The organism is Streptomyces krungchingensis (assembly GCF_054729265.1).
This window is the reverse complement of the sequence record NZ_JBPUKY010000001.1, coordinates 3,523,211-3,547,241: the sequence shown is the minus strand read 5'-3', so window position 1 is coordinate 3,547,241 and position 24,031 is coordinate 3,523,211. Positions and strand designations below refer to the sequence as shown.

17 protein-coding genes are annotated in these 24,031 nt (G+C 71.8%); 9 read left to right on the top strand and 8 right to left on the bottom strand.

Annotated features, from left to right (window positions below; genetic code table 11):
* Positions 1-69 precede the first annotated feature (69 nt).
* Positions 70-2,859 (top strand): SpoIIE family protein phosphatase, encoded by a 2,790-nt coding sequence (locus tag ACSYGO_RS15770; protein WP_460386892.1) that lies wholly within the window; start codon positions 70-72, stop codon positions 2,857-2,859.
* Between the two features lie 96 nt (positions 2,860-2,955).
* Here ACSYGO_RS15770 and ACSYGO_RS15765 read toward each other — a convergent pair whose 3' ends face one another.
* The 4 genes from ACSYGO_RS15765 to ACSYGO_RS15750 all read right to left on the bottom strand — a co-directional run bounded on the left by ACSYGO_RS15765 (position 2,956) and on the right by ACSYGO_RS15750 (position 7,004).
* The gene (locus tag ACSYGO_RS15765; protein ID WP_426675751.1) at positions 2,956-3,978 is read right to left on the bottom strand and encodes a TolB family protein; all 1,023 of its coding nucleotides are present in this window, start codon (positions 3,976-3,978) and stop codon (positions 2,956-2,958) included.
* Positions 3,975-5,564 (bottom strand): MFS transporter, encoded by a 1,590-nt coding sequence (locus ACSYGO_RS15760; RefSeq protein WP_460386891.1) that lies wholly within the window; start codon positions 5,562-5,564, stop codon positions 3,975-3,977. The genes ACSYGO_RS15765 and ACSYGO_RS15760 overlap by 4 nt, the downstream gene beginning before the upstream one ends.
* A 1-nt stretch (position 5,565) precedes the next feature.
* A complete protein-coding gene (locus tag ACSYGO_RS15755; RefSeq protein WP_426675753.1) occupies positions 5,566-6,453 on the bottom strand; it encodes an alkaline phosphatase family protein in 888 nt (295 codons plus the stop codon).
* A gap of 110 nt (positions 6,454-6,563) precedes the next feature.
* Positions 6,564-7,004, bottom strand: coding sequence for a VOC family protein (locus tag ACSYGO_RS15750; RefSeq protein ID WP_460386890.1), 441 nt, complete (start codon positions 7,002-7,004; stop codon positions 6,564-6,566).
* Positions 7,005-7,131: 127 nt separating this feature from the next.
* On the opposite strand from ACSYGO_RS15750, the gene ACSYGO_RS15745 reads away from it, so the two are divergent.
* Positions 7,132-10,128 (top strand): bifunctional [glutamine synthetase] adenylyltransferase/[glutamine synthetase]-adenylyl-L-tyrosine phosphorylase, encoded by a 2,997-nt coding sequence (locus tag ACSYGO_RS15745; RefSeq protein ID WP_432173345.1) that lies wholly within the window; start codon positions 7,132-7,134, stop codon positions 10,126-10,128.
* Here ACSYGO_RS15745 and ACSYGO_RS15740 read toward each other — a convergent pair.
* Entirely contained in the window at positions 10,116-11,294 is a 1,179-nt protein-coding gene (locus ACSYGO_RS15740; RefSeq protein ID WP_460386889.1) for a DMT family transporter, read from the bottom strand. The two genes, ACSYGO_RS15745 and ACSYGO_RS15740, sit on opposite strands and share 13 nt — an antisense overlap.
* A gap of 71 nt (positions 11,295-11,365) precedes the next feature.
* On the opposite strand from ACSYGO_RS15740, the gene ACSYGO_RS15735 reads away from it, so the two are divergent.
* Entirely contained in the window at positions 11,366-12,262 is an 897-nt protein-coding gene (locus ACSYGO_RS15735) for a LysR family transcriptional regulator (protein WP_432173343.1), read from the top strand.
* A gap of 14 nt (positions 12,263-12,276) precedes the next feature.
* Here ACSYGO_RS15735 and ACSYGO_RS15730 read toward each other — a convergent pair whose 3' ends face one another.
* Complete coding sequence (locus ACSYGO_RS15730) at positions 12,277-12,882, bottom strand: TetR/AcrR family transcriptional regulator C-terminal domain-containing protein (protein ID WP_460386888.1); 606 nt, start codon at positions 12,880-12,882, stop codon at positions 12,277-12,279.
* A 168-nt stretch (positions 12,883-13,050) separates the two neighbouring features.
* On the opposite strand from ACSYGO_RS15730, the gene ACSYGO_RS15725 reads away from it, so the two are divergent.
* Positions 13,051-14,547, top strand: coding sequence for an APC family permease (locus ACSYGO_RS15725; protein WP_432173341.1), 1,497 nt, complete (start codon positions 13,051-13,053; stop codon positions 14,545-14,547).
* A complete protein-coding gene (locus ACSYGO_RS15720; protein WP_460386887.1) occupies positions 14,529-16,100 on the top strand; it encodes an amidohydrolase in 1,572 nt (523 codons plus the stop codon). The genes ACSYGO_RS15725 and ACSYGO_RS15720 overlap by 19 nt, the downstream gene beginning before the upstream one ends.
* Positions 16,101-16,167: 67 nt before the next feature.
* Here the strand turns inward: ACSYGO_RS15720 and ACSYGO_RS15715 are convergent, their stop codons facing one another.
* Positions 16,168-17,028, bottom strand: coding sequence for a phosphatase PAP2 family protein (locus tag ACSYGO_RS15715; RefSeq protein ID WP_426675760.1), 861 nt, complete (start codon positions 17,026-17,028; stop codon positions 16,168-16,170).
* Positions 17,029-17,138: 110 nt separating this feature from the next.
* A complete protein-coding gene (locus ACSYGO_RS15710) occupies positions 17,139-18,173 on the bottom strand; it encodes a LacI family DNA-binding transcriptional regulator (protein ID WP_460386886.1) in 1,035 nt (344 codons plus the stop codon).
* A gap of 467 nt (positions 18,174-18,640) precedes the next feature.
* Here ACSYGO_RS15710 and ACSYGO_RS15705 point away from each other — a divergent pair, with 467 nt between their 5' ends.
* From ACSYGO_RS15705 to ACSYGO_RS15690, 4 genes are all read left to right on the top strand, one after another.
* Entirely contained in the window at positions 18,641-19,915 is a 1,275-nt protein-coding gene (locus ACSYGO_RS15705; RefSeq protein WP_095933869.1) for an extracellular solute-binding protein, read from the top strand.
* A gap of 133 nt (positions 19,916-20,048) precedes the next feature.
* Positions 20,049-21,053: a carbohydrate ABC transporter permease gene (locus tag ACSYGO_RS15700; RefSeq protein WP_028800772.1), complete on the top strand. Its 1,005-nt coding sequence runs from the start codon at positions 20,049-20,051 to the stop codon at positions 21,051-21,053.
* A 13-nt stretch (positions 21,054-21,066) separates the two neighbouring features.
* A complete protein-coding gene (locus tag ACSYGO_RS15695) occupies positions 21,067-21,975 on the top strand; it encodes a sugar ABC transporter permease (RefSeq protein ID WP_426675762.1) in 909 nt (302 codons plus the stop codon).
* A gap of 201 nt (positions 21,976-22,176) precedes the next feature.
* Positions 22,177-23,856, top strand: coding sequence for a glycoside hydrolase family 13 protein (locus ACSYGO_RS15690; protein WP_432173339.1), 1,680 nt, complete (start codon positions 22,177-22,179; stop codon positions 23,854-23,856).
* Positions 23,857-24,031 lie beyond the last annotated feature (175 nt).

Genomic DNA, 24,031 nt, shown 5'->3' with positions numbered 1-24,031 from the left:
CTTCCCGCAGCAGGCGGACGCACCGATTGTGTGTGCTCGGCTTCGTCGCAGCGGTGTTATCAAGGGTGTATGGAAGTGTTTTCCGGGCGCCCACGGGGTCCGGAACGTGATCCGCCCGTCGGGGGCTCGCGCGCACGTCGCGCCTCCCTGCTGGACCTGCGCAGTGCGGCCGGTCAGGTGTTCCTTCTCCAGGTCGTGATCGTGGTCCTGCTGGTCGTGGCCGCCGTGGGGGTCATCGTGCTCCAGGCGGCAAATGACGCCTTGCAGCAGGGGCGCAGGGAGTCGATCGTCGCGGCGCAGTCGTTCGCGAGTGCTCCTGGCGTGGCCGAGGCGCTGCAGAGTCCGGATCCGACGGCGGTGCTCCAGCCTCGGGCCGAGGAGGCGCGGAAGCGTGCGGGCGTGGACTTCGTCATCGCCATGAACACGGACGGGATTCGTTACACGTATCCCTACCCGCGGGAGATCGGGAAGGAGTTCGTCGGCACCATCGAACCGGCGCTGAGTGGCCGTACCGTCGTCGAGCAGGCCGGCGGGCCGCCGCTGCCCGCAGGCAAGGGGACGGACGTGCAGGCAGTGGTCCCGGTGACCGACTCGCACGGCAAGGTGGTCGGCCTGGTCTCCGCCGGAATCACGGTCAGGAACGTGGCGGCGCTGTGGATGCCGGAGCTGCCGATCATCCTGGGCAGCGGCGTGGCCGCGCTGGTGGTGGCCGTGACGGGAACGACGTTGGTCTCCCGGCGACTGCGGCGGCAGACGCACGGCATGGCCCCGGCGGAGCTGGCGGAGCTGTACAGGCACCACGACGCGGTCCTGCACGCGGTGCGGGAAGGATTGTTGATCACCGACGCCGACGGACGAGTGCTGATGGCCAACGACGAGGCGACACGGCTGCTCGGACTGCCGGCGGACTTGCGGGGGCGCCCGGTGCGGGAGCTGGGACTGCCGGAGCCGATCACGTGTCTGCTGTCGTCACCGGAGGCGGTCACCGATGAGGTCCGTCTCGCGGGGGACCGGTTGCTGGCGGTGAACAAGCGGCCGACGTACCCGGAGGGCAGCGTGGTGACTCTGCGGGACACCACGGAGCTGGCGGCGGTCTCGGGGCGGGCCGAGGTCGCGCGGGAGCGGCTGAAGCTGCTGTACGAGGCCGGGGTGGGGATCGGGACCACGCTGGATGTGGAGCGTACGGCCCAGGAACTCGCCGACGTGGCGGTGCCGCAGTTCGCCGACCTCGTGACGGTGGACCTGCTCGAAGCGGTGCTGCGGGGGTGGGAGCCCACGGCGGAGGGCTGGCGGCATCTGCGCCGGGCGGCGATCGGCGGCGACGGGCGGATGATTCCGGTGTATCCGCGGGGCAAGGTGATCTCATTCTCGCGCCGAACGCCGCAGATGCGGGCGCTGCAGGAGCGACGCGTGATGCTCGAGACGGACCTGCGGCAGGCACAGGGCTGGCGGGAACAAGATCCGGAGCGTGCCATGAGGGCACTGGAGCGCGGGTTGCGTTCACTGGTGGCCGTGCCACTGCGGGCGCGGAACGTCACGCTGGGCGTGGCGAACTTCTACCGGACGGTGGATTCCGCGGAGTTCGAGTCGGATGACCTCACCTTCGCGGAGGAACTGGCCGCGCGGGCGTCGGTGGCCATCGACAACGCCCGGAGGTTCACCCGGGAGCGCGCGATGGCGGTGACGCTGCAGCGCAGCCTGCTGCCGCGGCGGCAGCCGGAGCAGGACGCACTGGAGGTGGCCTGGCGGTACATGCCTGCGGAGGCCGGGGTGGGCGGGGACTGGTTCGACGTCATCCCGCTTCCGGGCGCTCGCGTCGCTCTGGTCATGGGTGATGTCGTCGGTCACGGGCTGCACGCGGCGGCGACGATGGGCCGGCTGCGCACCGCGGTGCACAACTTCTCCACCCTGGACCTGCCCGTGGACGAGGTGCTCGGGAACCTGGACGACCTGGTCGTCCGCATGGACGACGAGGAGAACACGGACGATGCCAGGGAGGGCCAGGAAGGCGAGGGCGTGACCGGAGCGACCTGCCTCTACGCGGTCTACGACCCGGTGACGGGGGCCTGCACGATGGCCCGTGCGGGGCATCCGGAGCCGGTGGTGGTGCGCCCGGACGGGACGGTCACCTGTCCTGACGTGCCGGCCTCGGCACCGCTCGGCCTGGGCGGCTACCCCTTCGAGACCGTGGAACTGTCCCTGCCGGAGGGTTCGCAACTGGTGCTGTACACCGACGGCCTCGTGGAGGACCGTACCCACGACATCGACGTCGGGATGGAGCGACTGCGCCGGGCGTTGGGCGGGTCCGGGGGCCGCACACCGGAGGAGACGTGTCGAGCGGTGATCGACTCGTTGAAGCCGTCACACTCCTCCGACGACATCGCGCTGTTGACGGCACGTACCCGCAGGTTCCCGCGCTCGGATGTGGCCATGTGGGACGTGCCGCCGGACCCGGCGATGGTTCCCTCGGTACGGGCGCGCTGCCGGGAGGCGTTGCTGGAGTGGGGGCTGGAGGAGACCGCATTCGCCACGGAGCTGATCATCAGCGAGTTGGTCACGAACGCGATCCGGTACGGCTCGCCACCGGTCGGCGTACGGCTGCTCCACGGACGCTGTCTGATCTGCGAGGTGTCGGACGGAAGCGGCACGTCGCCGCGCATGCGGCGGGCGGCGACCACCGACGAGGGCGGGCGGGGACTGTTCCTGGTGGCGCAGTTCGCCCCGCGCTGGGGGACGCGGTACACCACTCACGGCAAGGTCATCTGGACGGAGCAGCCTCTTCACGACGGCGCATCCGCCGCCTTGGGCCTCGCCCCGGTCGACTTTCTTCTCGACCAGTTCGATGATCCTGGCCTGTGAGCCGGAGTCGAGAAAGGGACGCGCACTCGGCGCGAGGTCCGTTTGACCCGCGCGGTCCCACCCGCCTCCCGGGGCGGGCCGGTTCGCGCCCGCGCGTCAGCCGATGTACGCCGGTGACACCGCCGCCGTGCTGATGCGTCGTGGTGCTCCCGTGCCGTCCGCAGGGACCGTGTAGAGGTCGGCGCCGTAGTCGCCGGGGAGGGCGTAGACGAGGGTGTGGTCGTCGCGCCAGACGGCCTGGTCGTCGACGCTGCGGGGCTCGGCGAGCGGGGTTTCGCGCAGGGTGCGCAGGTCGAGGACGTAGAGGTGCCAGGGGGCGTCCTTCGAGAGGCCCGCGACCCGCTTCTTGAAGGCGACGCGGGTGCCGTCGGGGGAGAGGGACGGGCATTCGACGTTCGTGCGCAGCGTGGTGACCGTGCGGGTGCGCAGGTCCCCGCGGACCAGGTACGTCTTCCCGCCCGTCGCCAGCGTCGCGTAGAACGTGCGGTCGTCGGCGGCGAAGGTGATGCCCCAGAAGTTCACGTCCGCCGCGTGGTAGGTCCGGCCGTCCTTCACCACCCGGTACGCCTCCAGGGACGGGGTCAGCTTCCCCGTCCGCGTGTCGACGACGGCCGCGCGGGTGGAGAAGTTCGTGCCCGCGTACGAGTCGCCGCCCACGAAGGCCGTCCAGGCGGCGTAGCGGCCGCTGGGGGAGACCCGGGCGCGGGACGGGATGCCGGGCACGTCGTAGCGGGCCAGCTCCTTCAGCCGCGCGTCGAGGATCACGGCACGGTAGGTGTCCTGGACGGGCCCGTGCACCGCCTGGAGGCACACCCCGGTGCCCGCCGCCGCGTAGAAGCGCAGGCACTTGACCCCGGACGCGGTCCGCGGGCCCGACGGGTCGGACGCCCGGACCGTGGCCAGTTCGTCGCGGTGCGGGCCCCACGCCATGTTCCGGAAGACCATACGGCCGCCGTCGCCGGTCAGCGCCACCGTGCCCGCGGTGATCCGCGGGCCGCCGGGCCGGGCCTGGTTCCTGCGGTCCGCCCGGGCCGACGCGTGCAGGACGGACGCCGTGGCGACGCCCGCGAGGACGATCAGCGCCGAGACCAGGACCAGGATGCGGGTGCGGAGGGTCATGCGAGCCCTTCGGGAGGGGTGGGACGGAGCCGGAACGAGAACAGGGCGCAGCACGCCAGCGCCACGGCCGACGCGGTCAGCGCCGTGCGGTCGCCCCACGCCGTCCAGGCCGCGCCGAAGCCGAGCGAGCAGGCGAAGCGGGCCAGCGTCTGACCCGTCTGGACCAGCGCGAGCCCCGAGGAACGCAGCTCCCTCGGCACGCTGTCCGAGGCGGCCGCCATCAGCACGCCGTCGGTCGCCGCGTAGAAGGAGCCGTGCAGCACCAGGACGGCGTACGGCAGGGCCGAACCGTGCCAGGAGGACAGCAGGAGCCCGTACGCGAGGAGCAGGGCGCCGTGGCCCGCCAGGAACACCCGCCACCGGCCGGTGCGGTCCGCGAGCCGGCCGAGCGGGACGGCCAGCAGCAGGAACGCCGCCGCCGTGCCCAGCGGCAGCAGCGCGAACCACCGGTCCGGCACGCCGAGCCGCCGCTGGAGCAGCAGGTACACGAATGAATCGCTGACGGTCGCGAGCCCGAGCAGCAGGGCGCAGACGGTGATGCGGCGCAGGTCGCGCCGGCGCAGGAGAGCGAGGGCGGCGCGGGGCGTGGGGCGGGGGGCCGCCGCGGGGCGGGGGGCCGCCCTCCGTCGGTCGGCGGCCGCGGCGGGGTCCAAGCCGGTTTCCACGGCGGCGTCCGGGCCGACTTTCGCGGCGGCCTCGTCGGCCCTCGCGCCGGAACGGGCCTTCGTCTCGGAGCCGGTCCCTGTGCCGGAGCGTGCGTTTGTCTCAGAGCCGGTCCCTGTGCCGGAGCGGGCCTTCGTCTCGGAACCGGCCCCTGCGCCGGAGCCGGCCTCTGCGTCGGAGCCGGTCCTTGCACCGGAGCCGGCCCGTGCGTCGGCGCCTGCCCCCGCGCCGAAGCCGCCCCCCGTGCCGGAACCTTCCGTGCCGGAACCCCCGGGCACGAACAGCACCAGAACCAGCACCCCGACCGCGGCCACGCAGAAGCTCACCGTGAACACGGCGTCGTAGCCGTCCACGGTCGTCCGCAGGATCAGGAAGGCGACCAGGGGCCCGAAGAGCGCGCCCGCCGTGTCCATCGCGCGGTGCACGCCGAAGGCGCGCCCCCGGTTCTCGGGAGTGCTCGACAGGGAGATCAGCGCGTCGCGCGGGGCGGTGCGCAGGCCCTTGCCGGTGCGGTCGGCGGCCAGAATCAGTCCGATGGGCGTCAGGGACGTCGCCACCAGCAGCAGCGGCTTGCAGGCCGCCGACAGCGCGTACCCGGCGCCCGCCACCCACTTGTGCCGGCCGCCGCCCCGGTCCGCCAGATGCCCGCCGACCAGACGCACCAGCGCCGAGAAGCCGTTGTAGATCCCGTCGAGGAGCCCGAAGCCCAGCGGGGACAGGCCGAGGCCCGCCACCAGGTAGAGGGGCAGCACGGCCGTCACCATCTCCGAGGAGACGTCGGTGATCAGACTGACCGTGCCGAGCGCCAGCACCGTGGGTGCGACCGCGGCACGGCGCCGCCCGGCCCGGGGCCGGGCGGCGCCTTCCGCGGACGCCGCCGCCGAGGTCTTCGGTGTGCCGGCGCGGCTGTCCGCCACGTACATCTCAGGACGTCCAGATGCCGGTGATGTCCTTGGCCGAGGCGGCGTTGCCCGCGTGCGGGAGGCCGTGCATGTCCTCCAGCGTGCGCAGCAGGTCGTAGTGGTTGAACGTCGTGGAGGACGAGGAGCCGGCGGTCACCTGCTGGCCGTAGAGCACGGTCGGGATGCGGTTGCCGCTGAGCCGGTTGTCCTCGTCGAAGGTGACGACGAGGAGACTGTTGTGGGTCTTGGCCCAGGTCGCGTAGGCGCCCAGGTTGTTCTTCAGCCAGGTGTCGCCCGAGGACACCGAGCAGTCGTGCATGTCGCTGCACAGGTTGGGGACGACGAAGGAGACCTGCGGGAGCGTCGAGTAGTCCGCCGGGAACTGCGCGAACGTCTTGGCGCTCGACGTCGGTACGTTGCTGAAGCCGAACCACGGGTTGTGCTTGCGGGCGTACTTGCCGCTGCTGCACGTCGTGGAGCCCTGGCTGGGCAGCGTCTCGTTGTAGCTCCCCCACGTCCTGCCCGCCGCGATCAGCTCGGAGGCGAGGTTGGGGGCCGAGGAGAAGCCGGGCGTGTAGCAGCTGTCGTCGGTGATGCCCTGGGTGGAGCCCGAGAACAGGGCGAAGTAGTTGGGCTGGCTCGGGTGGGTCTCGGCGTAGGACTGGGAGAGGTTCGCGCCTCCCGTCTTGAGGGAGTTGATGTAGGGCGCGCTGGACGAACCGATCACCTGGCTGTAGGCGTGGTTCTCGAAGACCACGACGACGACGTGGTCCGGGGTCGGGACCGCGGCCGCGGCGTGCGCGGTGGACGAGCCGCCGAATCCGGTCCACAGCCCGACCGCCGCGGCGGTGAAGGCGAGGGCCGACGCCACGAGGGCACGGCTGCGGCGGTACACGTTTCTGCCGGACACTTCAGACCTCCGGTGGGGGGAAAGAGGCGGGGGCGGTGCGGACAGAGCATGCACACGCCAACATTCCCCCGCCCCACGCGGCCCAACCCGAGGGGTGAAGAGCGGATGAACTACTGCCGCCGGGCGGCCAGCTCGCTCAGCAGCTGGTGCAGCGGCTCCGTCTCGCGCCGCCGGTACTCCTGGATCGCCCAGCCGTTCCCGTCCGGGTCCTTGAAGTACATGAACGTGGCGCCGTCCTGCGGGGCGAACTCCACCGGCTCACTGACGTCGAGGCCGCGGGCCGTGAGCTCGTCGTACGCGGCCTTGGCGTCGGCGACGCACAACTGCATCCCGTGGTAGGTCCCCGGCTGCGGGGTCCCGGTCGGGACCTGGAGGCCGTCCATCAGCGCGATGGAGCACCCCGAGCCGGGCGGGGTCAGCTGGACGATCCGCACCCCTTCCATCACCTCGCCGTCCAGGTCGACGTGGAACCCGACCTTGTCCCGGTAGAACTCCTTGGCCCGGTCCACGTCGGACACCGGCAGCAGGATCACTTCGAGGGTCATGTCCATGGCGTGACTCCTTTGTCGTACGGCGCACGGGCATCCCCTACAGAAGCGGAGTCCGGCGCGGGGCGCCACCCTGGTGACCGGGGTTAGGCTCTGGCTCGTACGACCTTGATCGGACAGGAGGCCGAGGATGACGGCGCCGGGACGCAGGAGCAGTACCTTCACACGGCTGCTGCGGCACGGTTTCACCGATCCCTCCGCCGCCGAGCGCCTGCTGGACGGCGCCGAGCTGGAACCCGTCCGCTCCGACCCGGTGCTCCTGGAGGCGCTCGGCGCCACCGCCGACCCCGACCTCGCGCTCCTCGGACTGGTCCGGCTCGTCGAGGCGCAGGACGGGCACACCGCCCAGCGGGAACTGCTCGACACCCTGATCGCGGCCAAGCCCCTGCGCGACCGGCTGCTCGGCGTGCTCGGCTCCTCGGCCGCCCTCGCCGACCACCTCGCCCGGCACCCGCGGGACTGGCACGCCCTCGTCACCTACGAGCCGCAGGACCTGCACCCCGGAGTACGGGAGTTCGAGCGGGGGCTCGCCGAGGCCTCGACGCCCGTCTCGCTGCGCGTCGCCTACCGCCGCTGCCTGCTGTCCATCGCCGCGCGCGACGTGTGCGGCACCACCGACCTCGCCCAGTCCGCCGCCGAGCTCGCCGACCTCGCCACCGCGACCCTGCGCGCCGCCCTCGCCATAGCCGAGACGGCCGCCCCCGACGACGCGGCGCAGTGCCGCCTCGCGGTCGTCGCGATGGGCAAGTGCGGGGGCCACGAGCTCAATTACGTGTCGGACGTCGACGTGATCTTCGTCGGGGAGGCCGCCGACGGAGCCGACGAACGCAAGGCCCTCCAGGCCGCGACGCGGCTCGCCTCGCACATGATGCGGATCTGCTCCGAGACGACCGTCGAGGGCAGCATCTGGCCGGTGGACGCCAACCTGCGCCCCGAGGGGCGCAACGGACCGCTGGTGCGCACGCTGAGCAGCCATCTCGCCTACTACCAGCGGTGGGCCAAGACCTGGGAGTTCCAGGCACTGCTGAAGGCCAGGCCGGTGGCCGGGGACCTCGACCTCGGCGAGCAGTACGTGGCCACACTCGCCCCGCTGGTGTGGCACGCGGCCGAGCGCGACAACTTCGTCGCCGACGTGCAGAAGATGCGCCGCAGGGTCGTCGAGAACATCCCCGCGGCCGAGATCGAGCGCGAGCTGAAGCTCGGCCCCGGCGGACTGCGCGACGTCGAATTCGCCGTGCAGCTGCTCCAGTTGGTGCACGGGCGGGCCGACACGTCGCTGCGCAGCGGCACCACGCTGGACGCGCTCAAGGCCCTGGCCGCCGGCGGTTACGTGGGGCGCGCCGACGCCATGCAGCTCGACGACGCCTACCGGTTCCTGCGCTCCATGGAGCACCGCATCCAGCTCTACCGGCTGCGGCGCACCCATCTGGTGCCCCGGGACGAGGCCGATCTGCGCCGCATCGGGCGGTCGTTGGGGCTGCGGTCCGACCCGGTCGTGGCGCTGAACCGGGAGTGGAAGCGGCATGCCGCCGTCGTCCGCCGGCTGCACGAGAAGCTGTTCTACCGGCCGCTGCTCGACGCCGTCGCCCAACTCGCCCCCGGCGAGAGCAGGCTGAGCCCCGACGCGGCCCGCGAACGGCTCGTCGCGCTCGGGTACGCCGATCCGGCCGCCGCGCTGCGGCACCTGGAGGCGCTGGCGTCCGGCGTCACGCGCAAGGCCGCCATCCAGCGGACCCTGCTGCCCGTCCTGCTCGGCTGGTTCGCCGACTCCGCCGACCCCGACGCCGGACTGCTCAACTTCCGCAAGGTGTCCGACGCCCTCGGCAAGACCCCTTGGTACCTGCGGCTGTTGAGGGACGAGGGCGCCGCGGCGGAGAACCTGGCGCGGGTGCTGTCCGCCGGCCGGCTCGCCCCCGACCTGCTGATGCGCGCCCCGGAAGCGGTGGCCCTGCTCGGCGACGGGGACGGCGGCGGGCTCGAACCGCGGACCCGGGCCCACCTGGAGCAGGAGATACTCGCCGCGGTCGGCCGGGCCGACGGCGGGGAGCAGGCGGTCACCGCCGCCCGCGGGGTGCGGCGGCGCGAGCTGTTCCGCACCGCCGCGGCCGACATCGTCGCCTCCTACGGCACCGAGGAGATGCCCGCCGTCGCCGACCAGGGCGCCCTGGTGGACCTGGTCGGCGGCGCGGTCTCCGACCTGACGGCCGCGACCCTCGCCGGCACGCTGCGGGCCGTGGTGCGCGACGGGTGGGGGGACACCCTGCCCACCCGGTTCGCGGTGATCGGGATGGGCCGGTTCGGCGGCCACGAACTCGGCTACGGCTCCGACGCGGACGTGCTGTTCGTGCACGAGCCCCGGGAGGGGGTCGACGATCAGGAGGCGGCCCGCGCCGCGAACAAGGTGGTGTCCGAGATGCGGCGGCTGCTCCAGATCCCGAGCGCCGACCCGCCCCTGCTCATCGACGCGGACCTGCGGCCCGAGGGCAAGTCGGGCCCGCTGGTGAGGACGTTGAAGTCGTACGAGGCCTACTACCGGCGCTGGTCGCTGGTGTGGGAGTCGCAGGCGCTGCTGCGCGCGGAACACGTGGCGGGCGACGAGGACCTGGGCAGCCGGTTCATCGAGCTGATCGACCCGCTGCGGTACCCGGCGGAAGGGCTCGGCGACGACGCGGTGCGCGAGATCCGCCGGCTGAAGGCGCGCATGGAGGCGGAGCGGCTGCCGCGGGGCGCCGATCCCACGCTGCACACCAAGCTCGGACGGGGCGGGCTGTCCGACGTGGAGTGGACCGTGCAGCTGATGCAGTTGCAGAACGGGTGGGCGGAGCCGGGCCTGCGGACGACACGGACACGGGAGGCGCTGGCCGCCGCCTGCGCGGCGGAGCTCATTTCCACGGAGGACGCGGCGACGCTGGACGAGGCCTGGGTGCTGGCCACCCGGGTGCGCAACGCCGTGATGCTGGTCCGCGGCCGGGCCGGCGACACCTTCCCGACCGACGCGCGTGAACTCGCCGCGGTGGGACGGTACCTGGGGTACGGGCCGGGCCACGTGGGGGACATGCTCGACGACTACCGGCGGACCACCAGGCGGGCGAGGGCCCTCGTGGAGGAACTGTTCTACGGGGCGTGAGCCTTCCCCGGACCGGTGGTGGCGGCCACGACGGCGTCGGAGCCTGCGGCGTCGGCGTTCGCGACGGCTGCGTCCGCGACGGCTGCGTCGGGACGGCCGCCGCCGCCCGTGCCGGCGCCCGCGACACGAGGCTTCGCGGCCTCGGCCCCGGCTCCGGTCCCTCTCGTGGCCTCGGCCTCGGCTCCGGCCCCGGGCTCGGATCCGCTCGCGGCCTCGGTCCCGGCCTCGGCCCCGGTTCCGGTCCGGGCCCCGGTCCGGGCCCCGGCCCCGGTCCGGGCCTCACCCCCGGCCCTCCCCGTCCGCGCCCGACGTGACAGCGCCACGCCGGCGAGCACCGTCACCATCCCCGCCACGACCCGCGCGCCGATGCGTTCGTCCAGGACCAGCGCGCCCAGCGCCACCGAGACGACCGGCAGCAGATAGCCCACGGTCGCCGCGCTGGTGGGGCCCTCGTCGGCGATCATGCGGTAGTTGAGGTAGAAGGTGATGCCGGTGGCGAAGACGCCGAGCACGGCGACCGCCGGCAGGGCCGTCACGTCGACGTCGTGGAGCGGGCCCGCGGCGGGCAGGGCCAGGGTGCTCCAGCCGGTGGCGGTGAGCAGTTGGGCCGCCGACACGGCGAGCGGGGCGCCGTGTCCCGTCAGATGGCGGGCCATGTAGGCGAAGGCGATCGCGTAACTGGCGGCCGCGCCCAGCAGCGCGAGGGGGCCCCAGCCCACGAGGTGCGAGTGCTGCCAGGGGGCGAAGATCACCAGGACGCCCGCGAAGCCGAGCAGAAGTCCGGTCAGGCGCGGCGGCCGCAGGTCTCGGTCGGTGCCCAGCAGGACTCCGATGAGCAGGGACCACAGGGGCGTCGTCGCGTTGAGGACACCGGCGACGCCCGAGTCGACGGTCTGCTCGCCGAGGGCGAAGAGCGCGAAGGGGATCGCGTTGCAGAAGAGGGCGGCGACGACCAGATGTCCCCACAGGGAGCGCGAGCGGGGGAGCCGCTGACCTGCCGAGCGGGCGAGGAGGGCGAGGACCGCCGTGCCCAGGGCGCAGCGCGTGAGGGTGATGGCGGCGGGGGACAGGCCGTGGTTCAGGGCCAGTTTGATCCAGAGGAAGCCCGAGCCCCAGAGGAGGGCCAGGGCGCCCATGCGCAGGGAGGACGTCAGGGAGCGCTGCATGGGTCCACGGTCCAGGAGGAATGGATTGAGGACAAGTGAAGAGTCCTGCATGGACTGTTAAGCTGGACTGCATGCTTGATGTGCGGCGCATGCAGGTCCTGCGGGCGGTGGTCGGATGCGGGTCCGTCACGGGCGCCGCGGCGGACCTCGGGTACACGCCATCAGCCGTCAGCCAGCAGATCGCCGCGCTGGAGCGGGAGGCGGGGACCGAGCTCCTGGAGCGGGTCGGGCGGGGCGTGCGGCCCACCCCGGCCGGGCTGCTGCTGACCGAGTACGCCGACGTCATCGGGCGTAAGGTCGCCGAGGCCGAGACCGCGCTGGCCGATCTGCTGTCCGGGCGCACGGGGCGGCTGGCCGTACGGTACTTCGCGACCGCCGGGGCCGCGCTCGTCGCGCCCGCCATCGCCCGCTTCCGCTCCGAACACCCGGGTGTCGAGGTCGAGTTGAAGCTCACCGACCCCGAGGACCCGTTGCCGGACGTGAAGGAGGGGCGGGCCGATCTGGCGCTCGTCGTGGGACCGCGCGACCCCGTCCCGGACGGTGTGCGGCTCGTGCACCTGCTGGACGATCCGTATCGCGTCGTCCTGCCGCGGGGGCACCGGCTCGCGGGGCGGCGCACGCCCGCACTCGCCGACCTCGCGGGGGAGCCCTTCGTGGGCAGCGAATGGCCCGGGCCCTGCCTCGCCGCCCAGCTCGACGCCTGCGCCGCGGCCGGCTTCACGCCCGGCTTCGTGGTGCAGAGCGAGGACTACGTCACCGCACAGGGCTTCGTGGCGGCGGGACTCGGGGTGAGCCTGATCCCCCGGCTCGGCCTGGGGGGCCGCCATCCCGACGTCGTCGTGCGCAAGGTCCGCGACCCCGAGCCCATGAGGGCCATCTACGCGGCCGTGCGCGAGTCCGCCCCCGAACGGCCCGCGCTGCGGGGGCTGCTGGACGCGCTGAGCACCGTGGCCCGCGAGGGCGCGTGACCCCCGCCCGGGCCTCAGGCCCTCTGCATGGCCCTCGCTCGGTCGAGGAAGGCCTCCAGGGCCAGGTCGAAGGCGCGGTCCGCGCGGCCCTCGCCGACGGCGTCCAGGGCCGCGGCGAGGCGCGGGGTGGCGGTGTCGTCGGGGAGCTCCCACATGGCCTCGGGGGCCGCGAGGTCCAGGGCCGAGCCGAGGACCAGGTTCTCCAGGGCGATGATCACCGGCATCACGTCGGGCAGGGCGAAGCCGGCGTCCAGCAGGAGGGTGACCGCACGCTCGTACTGCTCCAGGACGCGTGGCGCTCGTACGGGTGACGTGGTGAGGAGCGGGATCGCCCTCGGGTGCGCGGCGAAGGCCGCGCGGTAGGAGCGGGCCCAGGCGGCCAGTGCCGCGTCCCAGGGCTCCAGGGACAGGGTGCGGGTGTCGATCGCGGATGCCACCCGCTCCCGCAGGAGCTCCACGATGCCGTCCCGGCCGTCCACATGGTGATACACCGAGCCGGTCTGCACGCCGAGCCGCCTGGCGATCTGCGGCACGCTGAACTCGCCCTGCTCATCGATCAGTTCGAGCGCCGTCGTGGTGATGCGCTCGCGGTCGAGGAGTGGTGTGCGCGGCCGTCCCATGATCTGCGTACTCCCTGAGGTCTTCCCGGATGCCCAACGGGAGGTTACATTGCGGAAACCGAAAGCCTTTAGGTTTACGGGTCCCGGCAGCCGTCGCGGCTGCGGACCCCGGGCCGCCCCGCACGCCCCGGACCTGCTCCCCGCCCCCGCCAGAAGGGCTTTGCCAGCATGCCCGTCACCACCTCCGAAGAGAGAGCGCCGGCCCCCGCGGCGACCCTCCGCCCGGGCTCCCTCGGCACCGCCGACATCGCGTTCTTCGTCGTCTCGGCCGCCGCCCCGCTCACCGTCATGGCGGGCGTCGCCCCGCTCGCCGTCCTGCTCGGCGGGATCGGCGCACCCGCCGGATACCTCATCGCCGGCGTCACGCTCGCCGTCTTCGCCGTCGGATTCACGGCCATGAGCCGGCACGTGCGCAGCGGCGGGGCCTTCTACGCGTACATCACCCGCGGCCTCGGCCGTACCGTCGGCATCGGTGCCGCGCTGCTCGCCCTCATCGGCTACAACGGCATGGAGATCGGCGTCTACGGCCTGCTGGGCACCGCCACCCAGGACACCGTGCACGCCCTGTCCGGGACGGACGTCCCCTGGCTCCCCGTGTCCCTGGCGGGACTGCTCCTGATCGGATACGGCGGCTACCGCTCCATCGACTTCGGCGCCAAGCTGCTCGGCGTCCTGCTCGTCGCCGAGACCGGGATACTCGTCCTGCTCGCGGGCGGGGTCCTGCTCAAGGGCGGTGCGCACGGGCTGTCCGGCGCCTCCTTCGCACCGGACCACGTCCTCGTGCCCGGCACCGCCGCGGTGCTCGCCTTCGCCTTCGCCGCGTTCACCGGATTCGAGTCCACCGTCATCTACCGCCGGGAGGCCCGCGACCCGGAGCGCACGGTGCCGCGCGCCACGTACGTCGCCGTCGGATTCCTCGGCCTCTTCTACGCGTTCGTCGTCTGGGTGGTCATCCAGGCGTTCGGCGACGCGGAGGTCATGAAGGCCGCGGCCACCGACCCCGGCGGGCTCTTCTTCTCCGCCATCACCACCTACGTGGGCGGCTGGGCGGCCGACCTGATGCACGTCTTCATCATCACCAGCGTGCTCGCCTCCCTGCTCGCCTTCCACAACGCCATCAACCGCTACGGCCTCGCGCTCGCCGAGGAGGGCGTGCTGCCCCGGGCGCTCGGCCGCATCCACCCCCGGCACCGCTCCCCGTACGTCGCCGGGATCGCCCAGACCGTCCTCGGCGCCGTCGTGGTCCTCGGCTTCTGGGCGGCCGGCGCCGACCCGTACAACCAGCTGCTGCTGTGGGTCAACACGCCCGGGATGATAGGGCTGTTCGCGCTCCAGCTGCTCGCCGCCATCGCCGTGCCGTGCTACTTCCGCAAGATCAGCCACCAGGAGGGCGTCCTGCGCACCGTGGTGGCGCCCGTCCTCGCGACCGTGCTGCTCGCCACCGCGATCGTGCTCGTCGTGACCCACATCGACCTGTTCACCGGCGCGTCCACCACGGTCAACACCGTCCTGATCGTGCTGTCGCCCGCCGTCTTCGTCATCGGCCTCGCCGTGGCCGGCTGGCTGCGCCGCGCACGGCCGCGGGTCTACCAGAACTTCGCGGCCGAACCTGCCGAAGCCACAGACCAGCCAAAGGAGTTCCGCACATGCCCACCGCCGAGCTGATCCTCACCGGCGCCGAGGTCCGCACCCTCGATCCCGCCCGGCCGCACGCCACCGCGGTCGCCGTCCGCGGCGGTGTGATCGCCGCGGTCGGCGACGAGGACGACGTACGCGACTGGCGCGGGCCGGGCACCGAGACCGTCGCCCTGGAGGGGGCGCACCTCGTGCCCGGACTCGTGGACTCCCACAGCCACCCGGTGTGGGGGCTGGAGATGGCCACCGGCGCCGACCTGTCCGCCGTACGGGACCTGGACGGTCTGCGCCACGCGCTCGCCACGGCGGCGCGGACCGACGGCTGGGTCATCGGCTTCGGGCTCGACCACAACGTCTTCGGCGGACGCCCCGTGCACCGCCGGCTCGTCGAGGACGCACTGGGCGGGGCGCCCGCCTTCCTGCGCCTGTACGACGGCCACTCGGCGCTCGTCAGCGAGGCCGCGCTGGCCCGTGCGGGCGTCGACGGGCCGCGCTCCTTCGTCCAGCGGTCCGAGGTCGTGTGCGACGCCGACGGGCGGCCCACCGGCCACCTCGTCGAGCACGCCGCGATGGACCTGGTCGCCGACGTCATGCCCCGGCCCTCGTACCGGGAACGGCGGGCCCGCCTCGTCGAGCTGCTGTCCGCGATGGCGGCCACCGGGCTGACCGGCGCGCACGTGATGGACGCCGGGGACCCGGAGCTGGTCGGCGCCGTCGCCGAGGAGACCGTGCTGCCGGTGCGGCTGCGGTTCGCGCCCTGGTGCATGCCCGGCGCGGACCGTGCGGACCTCGAGGAACTGGTGGCGCTCCAGGGCCGCAAGGGGCGGCACTGGCTGGTCGGCGGCGTCAAATTCTTCATGGACGGCACCGTGGAGGGCGGCACGGCCTGGCTGGAGCACGCCGACTGCCACGGACAGGGCACCGAGGCCTTCTGGCCCGACCCCGCCGCCTACGCCGCCGCCGTACGGCACCTGCACGCGGCCGGCGTCCGCACCGCCACGCATGCCATCGGGGACGCGGCCGTGCGGCACGTGCTCGACACCGTGCGGGCGCTCGGCCCGGACGGGCGGCTGGCCCACCGGATCGAGCACATCGAGACCGCCCCCGACGGCACCCCGGCACGCTTCGCGGAGCTCGGGGTCATCGCCTCCATGCAGCCGCCGCACACCGGGTACACGCGCGCCGACCACGGCGACGAGTGGTCCCGCAGGCTCGGGCCCGAGCGGGCCGCGCGCGCCTGGCGCACCCGTGACCTGCGCGACGCCGGAGCGGTGGTCGCCCTGGGCTCCGACTGGCCGATCGCCGCGTACGACGTGCGCGGTGTCCTGGCGACCGCCCGCTCGCCGCTGGGCGCGGCCTCGGCCCGGGCCGGGCTCACGGGGCTCCAGGCACTGGAGGGCTGCACGACGCACGCCGCGCTCGCCGCGGGGGAGCCGGAGGCGGCCGGACGCATCGCCCCGGGTCTGAGGGCGGACCTCACGGCCTTCGGTCTGGACCCCGTCGAGGCACCCGCGGACGAGGTCGCCGAGGCCCCGGTGCGCCTCACCGTGACCGGGGGACACATCGTGCACCGCGGCGCCTGACACCGGTACGCCCGCGGGCCGGCGGCGAGTCCGGGGGACCCGGCCGCCGGCCCGCGGGCGTCGCAGGTCAGGCCTTCAGCGGCAGCAGGGCGGCCCCGCCCGTGCCTGGCACCCAGCGCGGCAGCGCGTACGGCAGGGCGCCGAACCACAGCCGCGCCATCAGGAACCCGAACGTCAGGCACAGCATGCCGCCGACCGCGTCCAGCCAGAAGTGGTTCGCGGTGGCGACGATGACCACGAGCGTCGCCGCCGGGTACAGCAGGCCCAGGGCGCGCGCCCAGGGCACGGACGCCAGCGCGAAGACGGTCACACCGCACCACAGCGACCAGCCGATGTGCATGGAGGGCATCGCGGCGTACTGGTTGGACATGTGCTTCAGGTCGCCGGAGGCCATCGAGCCCCAGGTGTGGTGGACCAGGACCGTGTCGACGAAGTCGCCGCCGGTCATCAGACGGGGCGGCGCGAGCGGGAAGAAGTAGTAGCCGACGAGGGCCACGGCCGTGGTCGCGAACAGCGCGAGCCGGGCCGCCGCGTAGCGGCCCGGGTGGCTGCGGTACAGCCACACCAGCACACCGAGCGTCACCACGAAGTGCAGTGTCGCGTAGTAGTAGTTCATCCCGATGATCAGCCATGTCGCCGAGTTCACGGTGTGGTTGACCGACTGCTCGACGGCGATCCCGAGGTGGTGCTCCGTGCGCCAGATCCAGTCGGCGTTGCGCAGGGCCTCGTGCTTCTGCTCCGGCACGGCGTTGCGGATCAGCGAGTACGTCCAGTAGCTCAAGGCGATCAACAGGATCTCGAACCAGAAGCGGGGGCGCCGCGGGGCCCGCAACCTGTGCAGGAATCCGTGCCCCGCTTCCTCCTCCGCGACGGGCTGTGGAGGGGCCTGCTCCCGGCCTTCCAGTGTCGTCACGGTCTTCTCACCCATAGGCACAGAGTCTGCCAGAAAAGCGTTCTCCGACCGATCATCCCCTGGTCGGGTCCGGGCCGCACGTTCTACATCGGGAGGAGGGGCGCGAAGGCCCCGCATGCTCCTCCTCAGGGACGATTGCGGTCCCCGGGCGCAGAAGCGGTCGAACCGCGCACCACCAGCTCCGGCATGAACACGAATTCACTGTGCGGAGCGGGCGTCCCGCCGATCTCCTCCAGCAGCGTGCGGACCGCGGCCTGCCCCATCGCCGGGACCGGCTTGCGGATCGTCGTCAGCGGCGGGTCGGTGAACGCGATCAGCGGGGAGTCGTCGAAACCGACCACCGAGATGTCCTTCGGCACCTCCAGGCCGCGCTGCCGGGCCGCCCGTATGGCACCGAGCGCCATCATGTCGCTCGCGCACACCACCGCCGTGCAGTCCCGGTCCATCAAGGCGCTGGCGGCGGCCTGACCGCCCTCCAGGGTGTAGAGCGAGTGCTGGACCAGCCGCTCCTCGATGTCGGCGGGGCTCAGCCCCAACTGCTCCTGCACGGTGCGCACGAAGCCCTCGATCTTGCGCTGCACGGGCACGAACCGCTTGGGGCCGAGAGCCAGCCCGATGTAGGTGTGCCCGAGCGAGACGAGGTGGGTGACCGCGAGGGCCATCGCCGCGCGGTCGTCCGGCGAGATGAAGGGGGCCTGCACCTTGGGGGAGAAGCCGTCGACGAGGACGAAAGGGACACCCTGGGCGCGCAGCTGCTCATAGCGCTGCATGTCCGCGGAGGTGTCCGCGTGCAGACCGGAGACGAAGATGATGCCCGCGACACCGCGGTCCACCAGCATCTCCGTGAGCTCGTCCTCGGTGGAGCCGCCCGGTGTCTGGGTGGCGAGCACCGGCGTGTAGCCCTGCCGGGTCAGCGCCTGCCCGATGACCTGCGCCAGGGCGGGGAATATCGGGTTCTCCAGCTCGGGGGTTATGAGGCCCACCAGGCCCTCGCTGCGCTGCCGCAGACGCACGGGGCGCTCGTAGCCCAGTACGTCGAGCGCGGCCAGGACGGACTGGCGGGTGGTCGCGGCGACGCCCGGCTTCCCGTTCAGGACGCGGCTGACAGTCGCCTCGCTGACCCCCGCCTGGGCTGCGATGTCGGCAAGCCGTGTGGTCACGGGATTGGACTGTACCGGCCGAATCTCACCCTGCCCACCAACCAGACGCCGTGTGCGGGCGGTTGATCGGCCCGCTCCGGGCTGCTGCGTCATCGCGCTCCCTCTTGTTCTGGTCGGCTCGGCGTCCCGTGCGTGCGCCGCGGGAAGGGGTGGCTCCTGCAAGGCGCTGACGGGCAGATGATCCCCGTCCCCGTCCGCCGTGGCAAGAGCTTGCAGAGTCTTGCACAGAGGCCCACATGTCTGCTGAGCGGCCTCGCACAAGGGTTTCCTTAGTGCCACCGACGGGTCACGGGCGGGTAACTCTCGGCAGTCCTTGCATTTTTTTTCTGCAAGGTCTTTCGCGGCGCTTACAACGCTGTTACGTTCACGTCGCCCGGCGGACGCAACGGCGCAGTCGGCAAGTCGGCAAGGAGAGCGGGCGGGACCGCTCCTCCACCCACTCGGGCTTTCACCCTCAAGGAGATCTCATGCGGCGTGGCATAGCGGCCACCGCGCTGGTGGCGTCCCTCGCCCTCGCGGCGACGGCCTGCGGCGGCAGCGACAGCGGCAGCGACAAGTCGGACGGCCCCCTCACCATCACGTGGTGGGACACCTCCAACGCCACCAATGAGGCGCCGACGTACAAGGCCCTGGCCAAGGAGTTCGAGAAGGCCAACCCGAACATCAAGGTCAAGTACGTCAACGTGCCCTTCGACCAGGCGCAGAACAAGTTCGACACGGCCGCCGGTTCCAAGGGTGCCCCGGACGTCCTGCGCTCCGAGGTCGGCTGGACCCCCGCCTTCGCGAAGAAGGGCTACTTCCTGCCGCTCGACGGCACCGAGGCCCTCGCGGACCAGAGCAAGTTCCAGCCCAACCTGATCGAGCAGGCCAAGTTCGACGGCAAGACGTACGGTGTGCCGTTCGTCACCGACACCCTCGCGCTCGTCTACAACAAGGCGCTCTACAAGAAGGCCGGCATCACCGAGGCCCCGAAGACCTGGGCCGACCTGAAGACCGCCGCCGCGACGATCAAGAAGAAGACGGGCGTCGACGGCTACTGGGGCTCGACCCAGGCCTACTACGCGCAGTCCTTCCTCTACGGCGAGGGCACCAACACGGTCGACGCCGACGCCAAGAAGATCACGGTGAACTCGCCGGAGGCCAAGAAGGCGTTCGGCACCTGGCAGGGTCTGTTCTCCGGCAAGGGCCTGCACAAGGCGGACACCACCGCCGACGCGTACGCCCACATCCAGGACGCCTTCGTCAACGGCAAGGTCGCCTCGATCATCCAGGGCCCGTGGGAGATCACCAACTTCTACAAGGGCTCGGCCTTCGCGGACAAGGCGAACCTCGGTATCGCCACCGTCCCGGCCGGCTCCACCGGCAAGGCGGGCGCCCCGACCGGCGGCCACAACCTCTCCGTGTACGCGGGTTCGGACAAGGCCCACCAGGAGGCCTCGCTGAAGTTCGTGAAGTTCATGACGTCCGCGAAGTCGCAGTCGACGATCGCCCTCAAGAACTCCACGCTGCCGACGCGTGACGACGCCTACACCGCCGAGGTCAAGGCCGACCCGGGCATCGCCGGCTACCAGAGCGTCCTCCCCGCCGCCCAGCCGCGCCCGGCGCTTCCCGAGTACGGCTCCCTGTGGGGCCCGCTCGACACCGAGCTGCCGAAGATCGCGGGTGGCAAGGAGTCGCTGGACAAGGGCCTGAGCAACGCCGAACTGGCGATCGCCAAGCTGGTCCCGGACTTCAGCAAGTGAGCCCGTGTGGCCGCCGGATCCTTCCCCGGCCCGACTTCCGTCGGGCCGGGGGGACCCCTACAACAGGGGGAAAGGATCCGGCGGCCACCGGCTGTGTGCGCCCAACTCCTGATCTTGCAGAAGGTGTCGAACCATGACAGTCGCCATCGACCGAGCGACCGGCAAGCGCCGCGGTGACCGAGCACCGCGTCCGGGCCGGATGCAGCGTCTGAAGCACTCGTACCAGAAGTACTGGTATGCGTACGCGATGATCGCGCCGGTCGTCGTCGTACTCGGCGGATTGGTGCTCTATCCCCTGGTACGGGGCCTCTATCTGACGTTCACGGACGCCAACAGCCTCAACTCGGCCCGCACGATCGGCGTCAACCACATCGACGCCACCTACAAGTTCATCGGCCTGGACAACTACAAGGACATCCTGTGGGGTCCGACGTCGTACGACCGCTTCTGGTCGCACTTCATCTGGACCATCGCCTGGACCGTCCTGTGTGTCGCCCTGCACTACTGCATCGGCCTCGGTCTGGCGCTGCTGCTCAACCAGAAGCTGCGCGGCCGCACGTTCTACCGGCTGGTCCTGGTGCTGCCGTGGGCCGTGCCGACCTTCGTCACCGTCTTCGGCTGGCGCTTCATGCTCGCCGACGGCGGCATCATCAACTCCATGCTCGACGCGGTGCACCTGCCCACACCGCTGTGGCTGGAGGACACCTTCTGGCAGCGGTTCGCCGCGATCATGGTCAACACCTGGTGCGGTGTGCCGTTCATGATGGTCTCGCTGCTCGGCGGACTGCAGTCCATCGACAGCACGCTCTACGAGGCCGCCGAGATGGACGGCGCGAACAGGTGGCAGCAGTTCCGCTACGTCACCCTGCCGGGCCTCAGGTCGGTCAGCTCCACCGTGGTGCTCCTCGGCATCATCTGGACCTTCAACCAGTTCGCCGTGATCTTCCTGCTGTTCGGCAACACCGCCCCGGACGCGCAGATCCTCGTGACCTGGGCCTACTACCTGGGCTTCGGACAGCAGCCGCGCGACTTCGCGCAGTCGGCCGCCTACGGCATGCTGCTGCTGGCCATCCTGATCGTCTTCACCTCCTTCTACCGCCGCTGGCTGAACCGCAATGACCAGCAGCTCGCGATCTGAGGCAGGAGTCTCCATGAGCACCACCACCCTTCGGACGCCTCCGGCCGACCAGACCTCCGGGTACCAGGAGGAGTCCCGGCCGGCACGCAAGCGCGGTCGGCGCGGCCTCGTCGGCTCGCTCGTCTCGCACGGCGTCCTGACCGTCGCGAGCCTGGTCGCGCTGTTCCCGATCGCCTGGCTCGTCTTCCTGTCCCTCGGCCCGGACAAGGACGACTACCTGCACCCCGGACGCATCTGGAACACGATGACGTTCGACAACTACTCCTTCGTGCTCCAGCACACGAACTTCTTCGAGTGGATGAAGAGTTCGCTCATCGTGTCGCTCGGCACCACGGTCATCGGCGTCATGGTCGCGGCCACCACCGGCTACGCGGTGTCGCGCATGCGCTTCCCCGGCTACAAGAAGTTCATGTGGGTCCTGCTGGTCACCCAGATGTTCCCGATCGCCGTCCTCATCGTGCCGATGTACCAGATCCTCTCGGACCTGCAGCTCATCGACTCCTACCTCGGTCTGATCCTCGTCTACTGCTCGACGGCGGTGCCCTACAGCGCCTGGCTGCTCAAGGGCTACTTCGACACCATCCCGTTCGAGATCGACGAGGCCGGCCGCGTCGACGGGCTGACCCCCTTCGGCACCTTCTTCCGGCTGATCCTGCCGCTCGCCAAGCCGGGCCTCGCGGTGGCCGCGTTCTACAACTTCATCACCGCGTTCGGTGAGGTCGCCTTCGCCTCGACGTTCATGCTGGACGACTCGAAGTACACCTTCGCCGTCGGACTCCAGAGCTTCGTCAGCGAGCACGACGCACAGCGCAACCTGATGGCCGCCACGGCCGTGCTGATCGCGATACCCGTCTCCGCCTTCTTCTACCTCGTGCAGAAGAACCTGGTGACCGGACTCACCGCGGGCGGAACGAAGGGCTGACCCGCCGGGTACGCCTCCGACGCCCGAAGACTCCCGCGCGCTCCCAGCGCGCGGGTGGCGGCCGCGGTGCCCATCCGACCCCGCCGGTTCCGCGGCCGCCTCATCGCCCGCCACACCGATGACGCATTTCCTCACCCGCACCGGGCACCGCCCCGGTGCGGGGGAGCCCCCACCTCGAACCCGTCACGCATCAAGGACGACATGAGCCAGCACTCCGCCGACCAGGCCCCGAACTCCGCTCTCGCCACCGTCGCCGCACATCGCGACTGGTGGCGCGACGCGGTGATCTACCAGGTCTATCCGCGCAGCTTCGCCGACAGCAACGGCGACGGCATGGGCGACCTGGAGGGCGTACGTTCCCGACTCCCGTACCTGCGCGACCTCGGCGTGGACGCCGTGTGGCTCAGCCCCTTCTACGCCTCGCCGCAGGCCGACGCCGGGTACGACGTGGCGGACTACCGCGCGGTCGACCCCATGTTCGGCAGCCTCCTGGACGCCGACGCCCTCATCCGCGAGGCCCACGCCCTGGGTCTGCGGATCATCGTCGACCTCGTGCCCAACCACTCCTCCGACCAGCACGAGTGGTTCAAGCGCGCCCTGCGCGAGGGCCCCGGCTCCTCGCTGCGGGAGCGTTACCACTTCCGTCCCGGCAAGGGCGCGAACGGCGAACTGCCGCCCAACGACTGGGAGTCCATCTTCGGCGGGCCGGCCTGGACCCGGGTCACCGAGCCGGACGGCACCCCCGGCGAGTGGTACCTGCACCTCTTCGCTCCCGAGCAGCCGGACTTCAACTGGGAGCACCCGGCCGTCGGCGACGAGTTCCGCTCGATCCTGCGGTTCTGGCTGGACATGGGGGTCGACGGCTTCCGCATCGACGTGGCGCACGGACTGGTGAAGGCGGAGGGCCTGCCGGACCTGGGCGACCACGACCAGCTGAAACTGCTGGGCAACGATGTCATGCCGTTCTTCGACCAGGACGGCGTGCACGCCGTCTACCGCCAGTGGCGCACCATCCTCGACGAGTACTCCGGCGAGCGCATCTTCGTCGCCGAGGCATGGACGCCCACCATCGAGCGCACCGCCCACTACGTGCGCCCCGACGAGCTGCACCAGGCCTTCAACTTCCAGTACCTGGGCACCCACTGGGACGCGGCGGAGCTGCGCTCGGTCATCGACCGCACCCTCGACGCGATGCGGCCGGTCGGCGCCCCCTCCACCTGGGTGCTGTCCAACCACGACGTGACCCGGCACGCCACCCGGTTCGCCAACGAGGCCGGTCTCGGCACCCAGATCCGCACGGCGGGCGACCGGGAGCTGGGGCTGCGCCGGGCCCGCGCGGCGACCCTGCTGATGCTGGCGCTGCCCGGCTCCGCCTACCTCTACCAGGGCGAGGAGCTCGGCCTGCCCGACGTCGTGGACCTGCCCGACGAGGTGCGCCAGGACCCCGCCTACTTCCGGGGCGCGGGCCAGGACGGCTTCCGCGACGGCTGCCGGGTGCCGATCCCGTGGACCCGCGCCGGCTCCTCGTACGGTTTCGGCAGCGGGGGCAGCTGGCTGCCGCAGCCCGCCGAGTGGGCCGACCTGAGCGTCGAGGCGCAGACCGGGGTGGCGGGCTCCACCCTGGAGCTGTACCGCGAGGCGCTCGCGGTGCGCCGCGCGCAGCCCGACCTCGGTGCGGGCGACAGCGTCTCCTGGCTGACCGCGCCCGAGGGCGTACTCGCCTTCCGGCGCGGGGAGTTCGTCTGCACGGCGAACACCACGGGCGGACCCGTGACCCTTCCGGCGCACGGCCGGGTGCTCATCGCCAGCGGTGAAGTGACCGTGTCGCCGGACGGCAAGGCCGAGCTGGCCGCGGACACGACCGTGTGGTGGACTGCCTGACGGTCCGCCACCACGGCGCCCTCAAGGGGTGCTCCGGTCCCATCGGGACCGGAGCACCCCTTTTTCGCGCACTGAAATCCCTTACGACATCTTGCTGAAACTTCCCGGCAAGAGATACGTTCCGCCACACGCCCGACTGGTTCATCGGGCAACTTCCGTCCGGGGCCCCCCACTT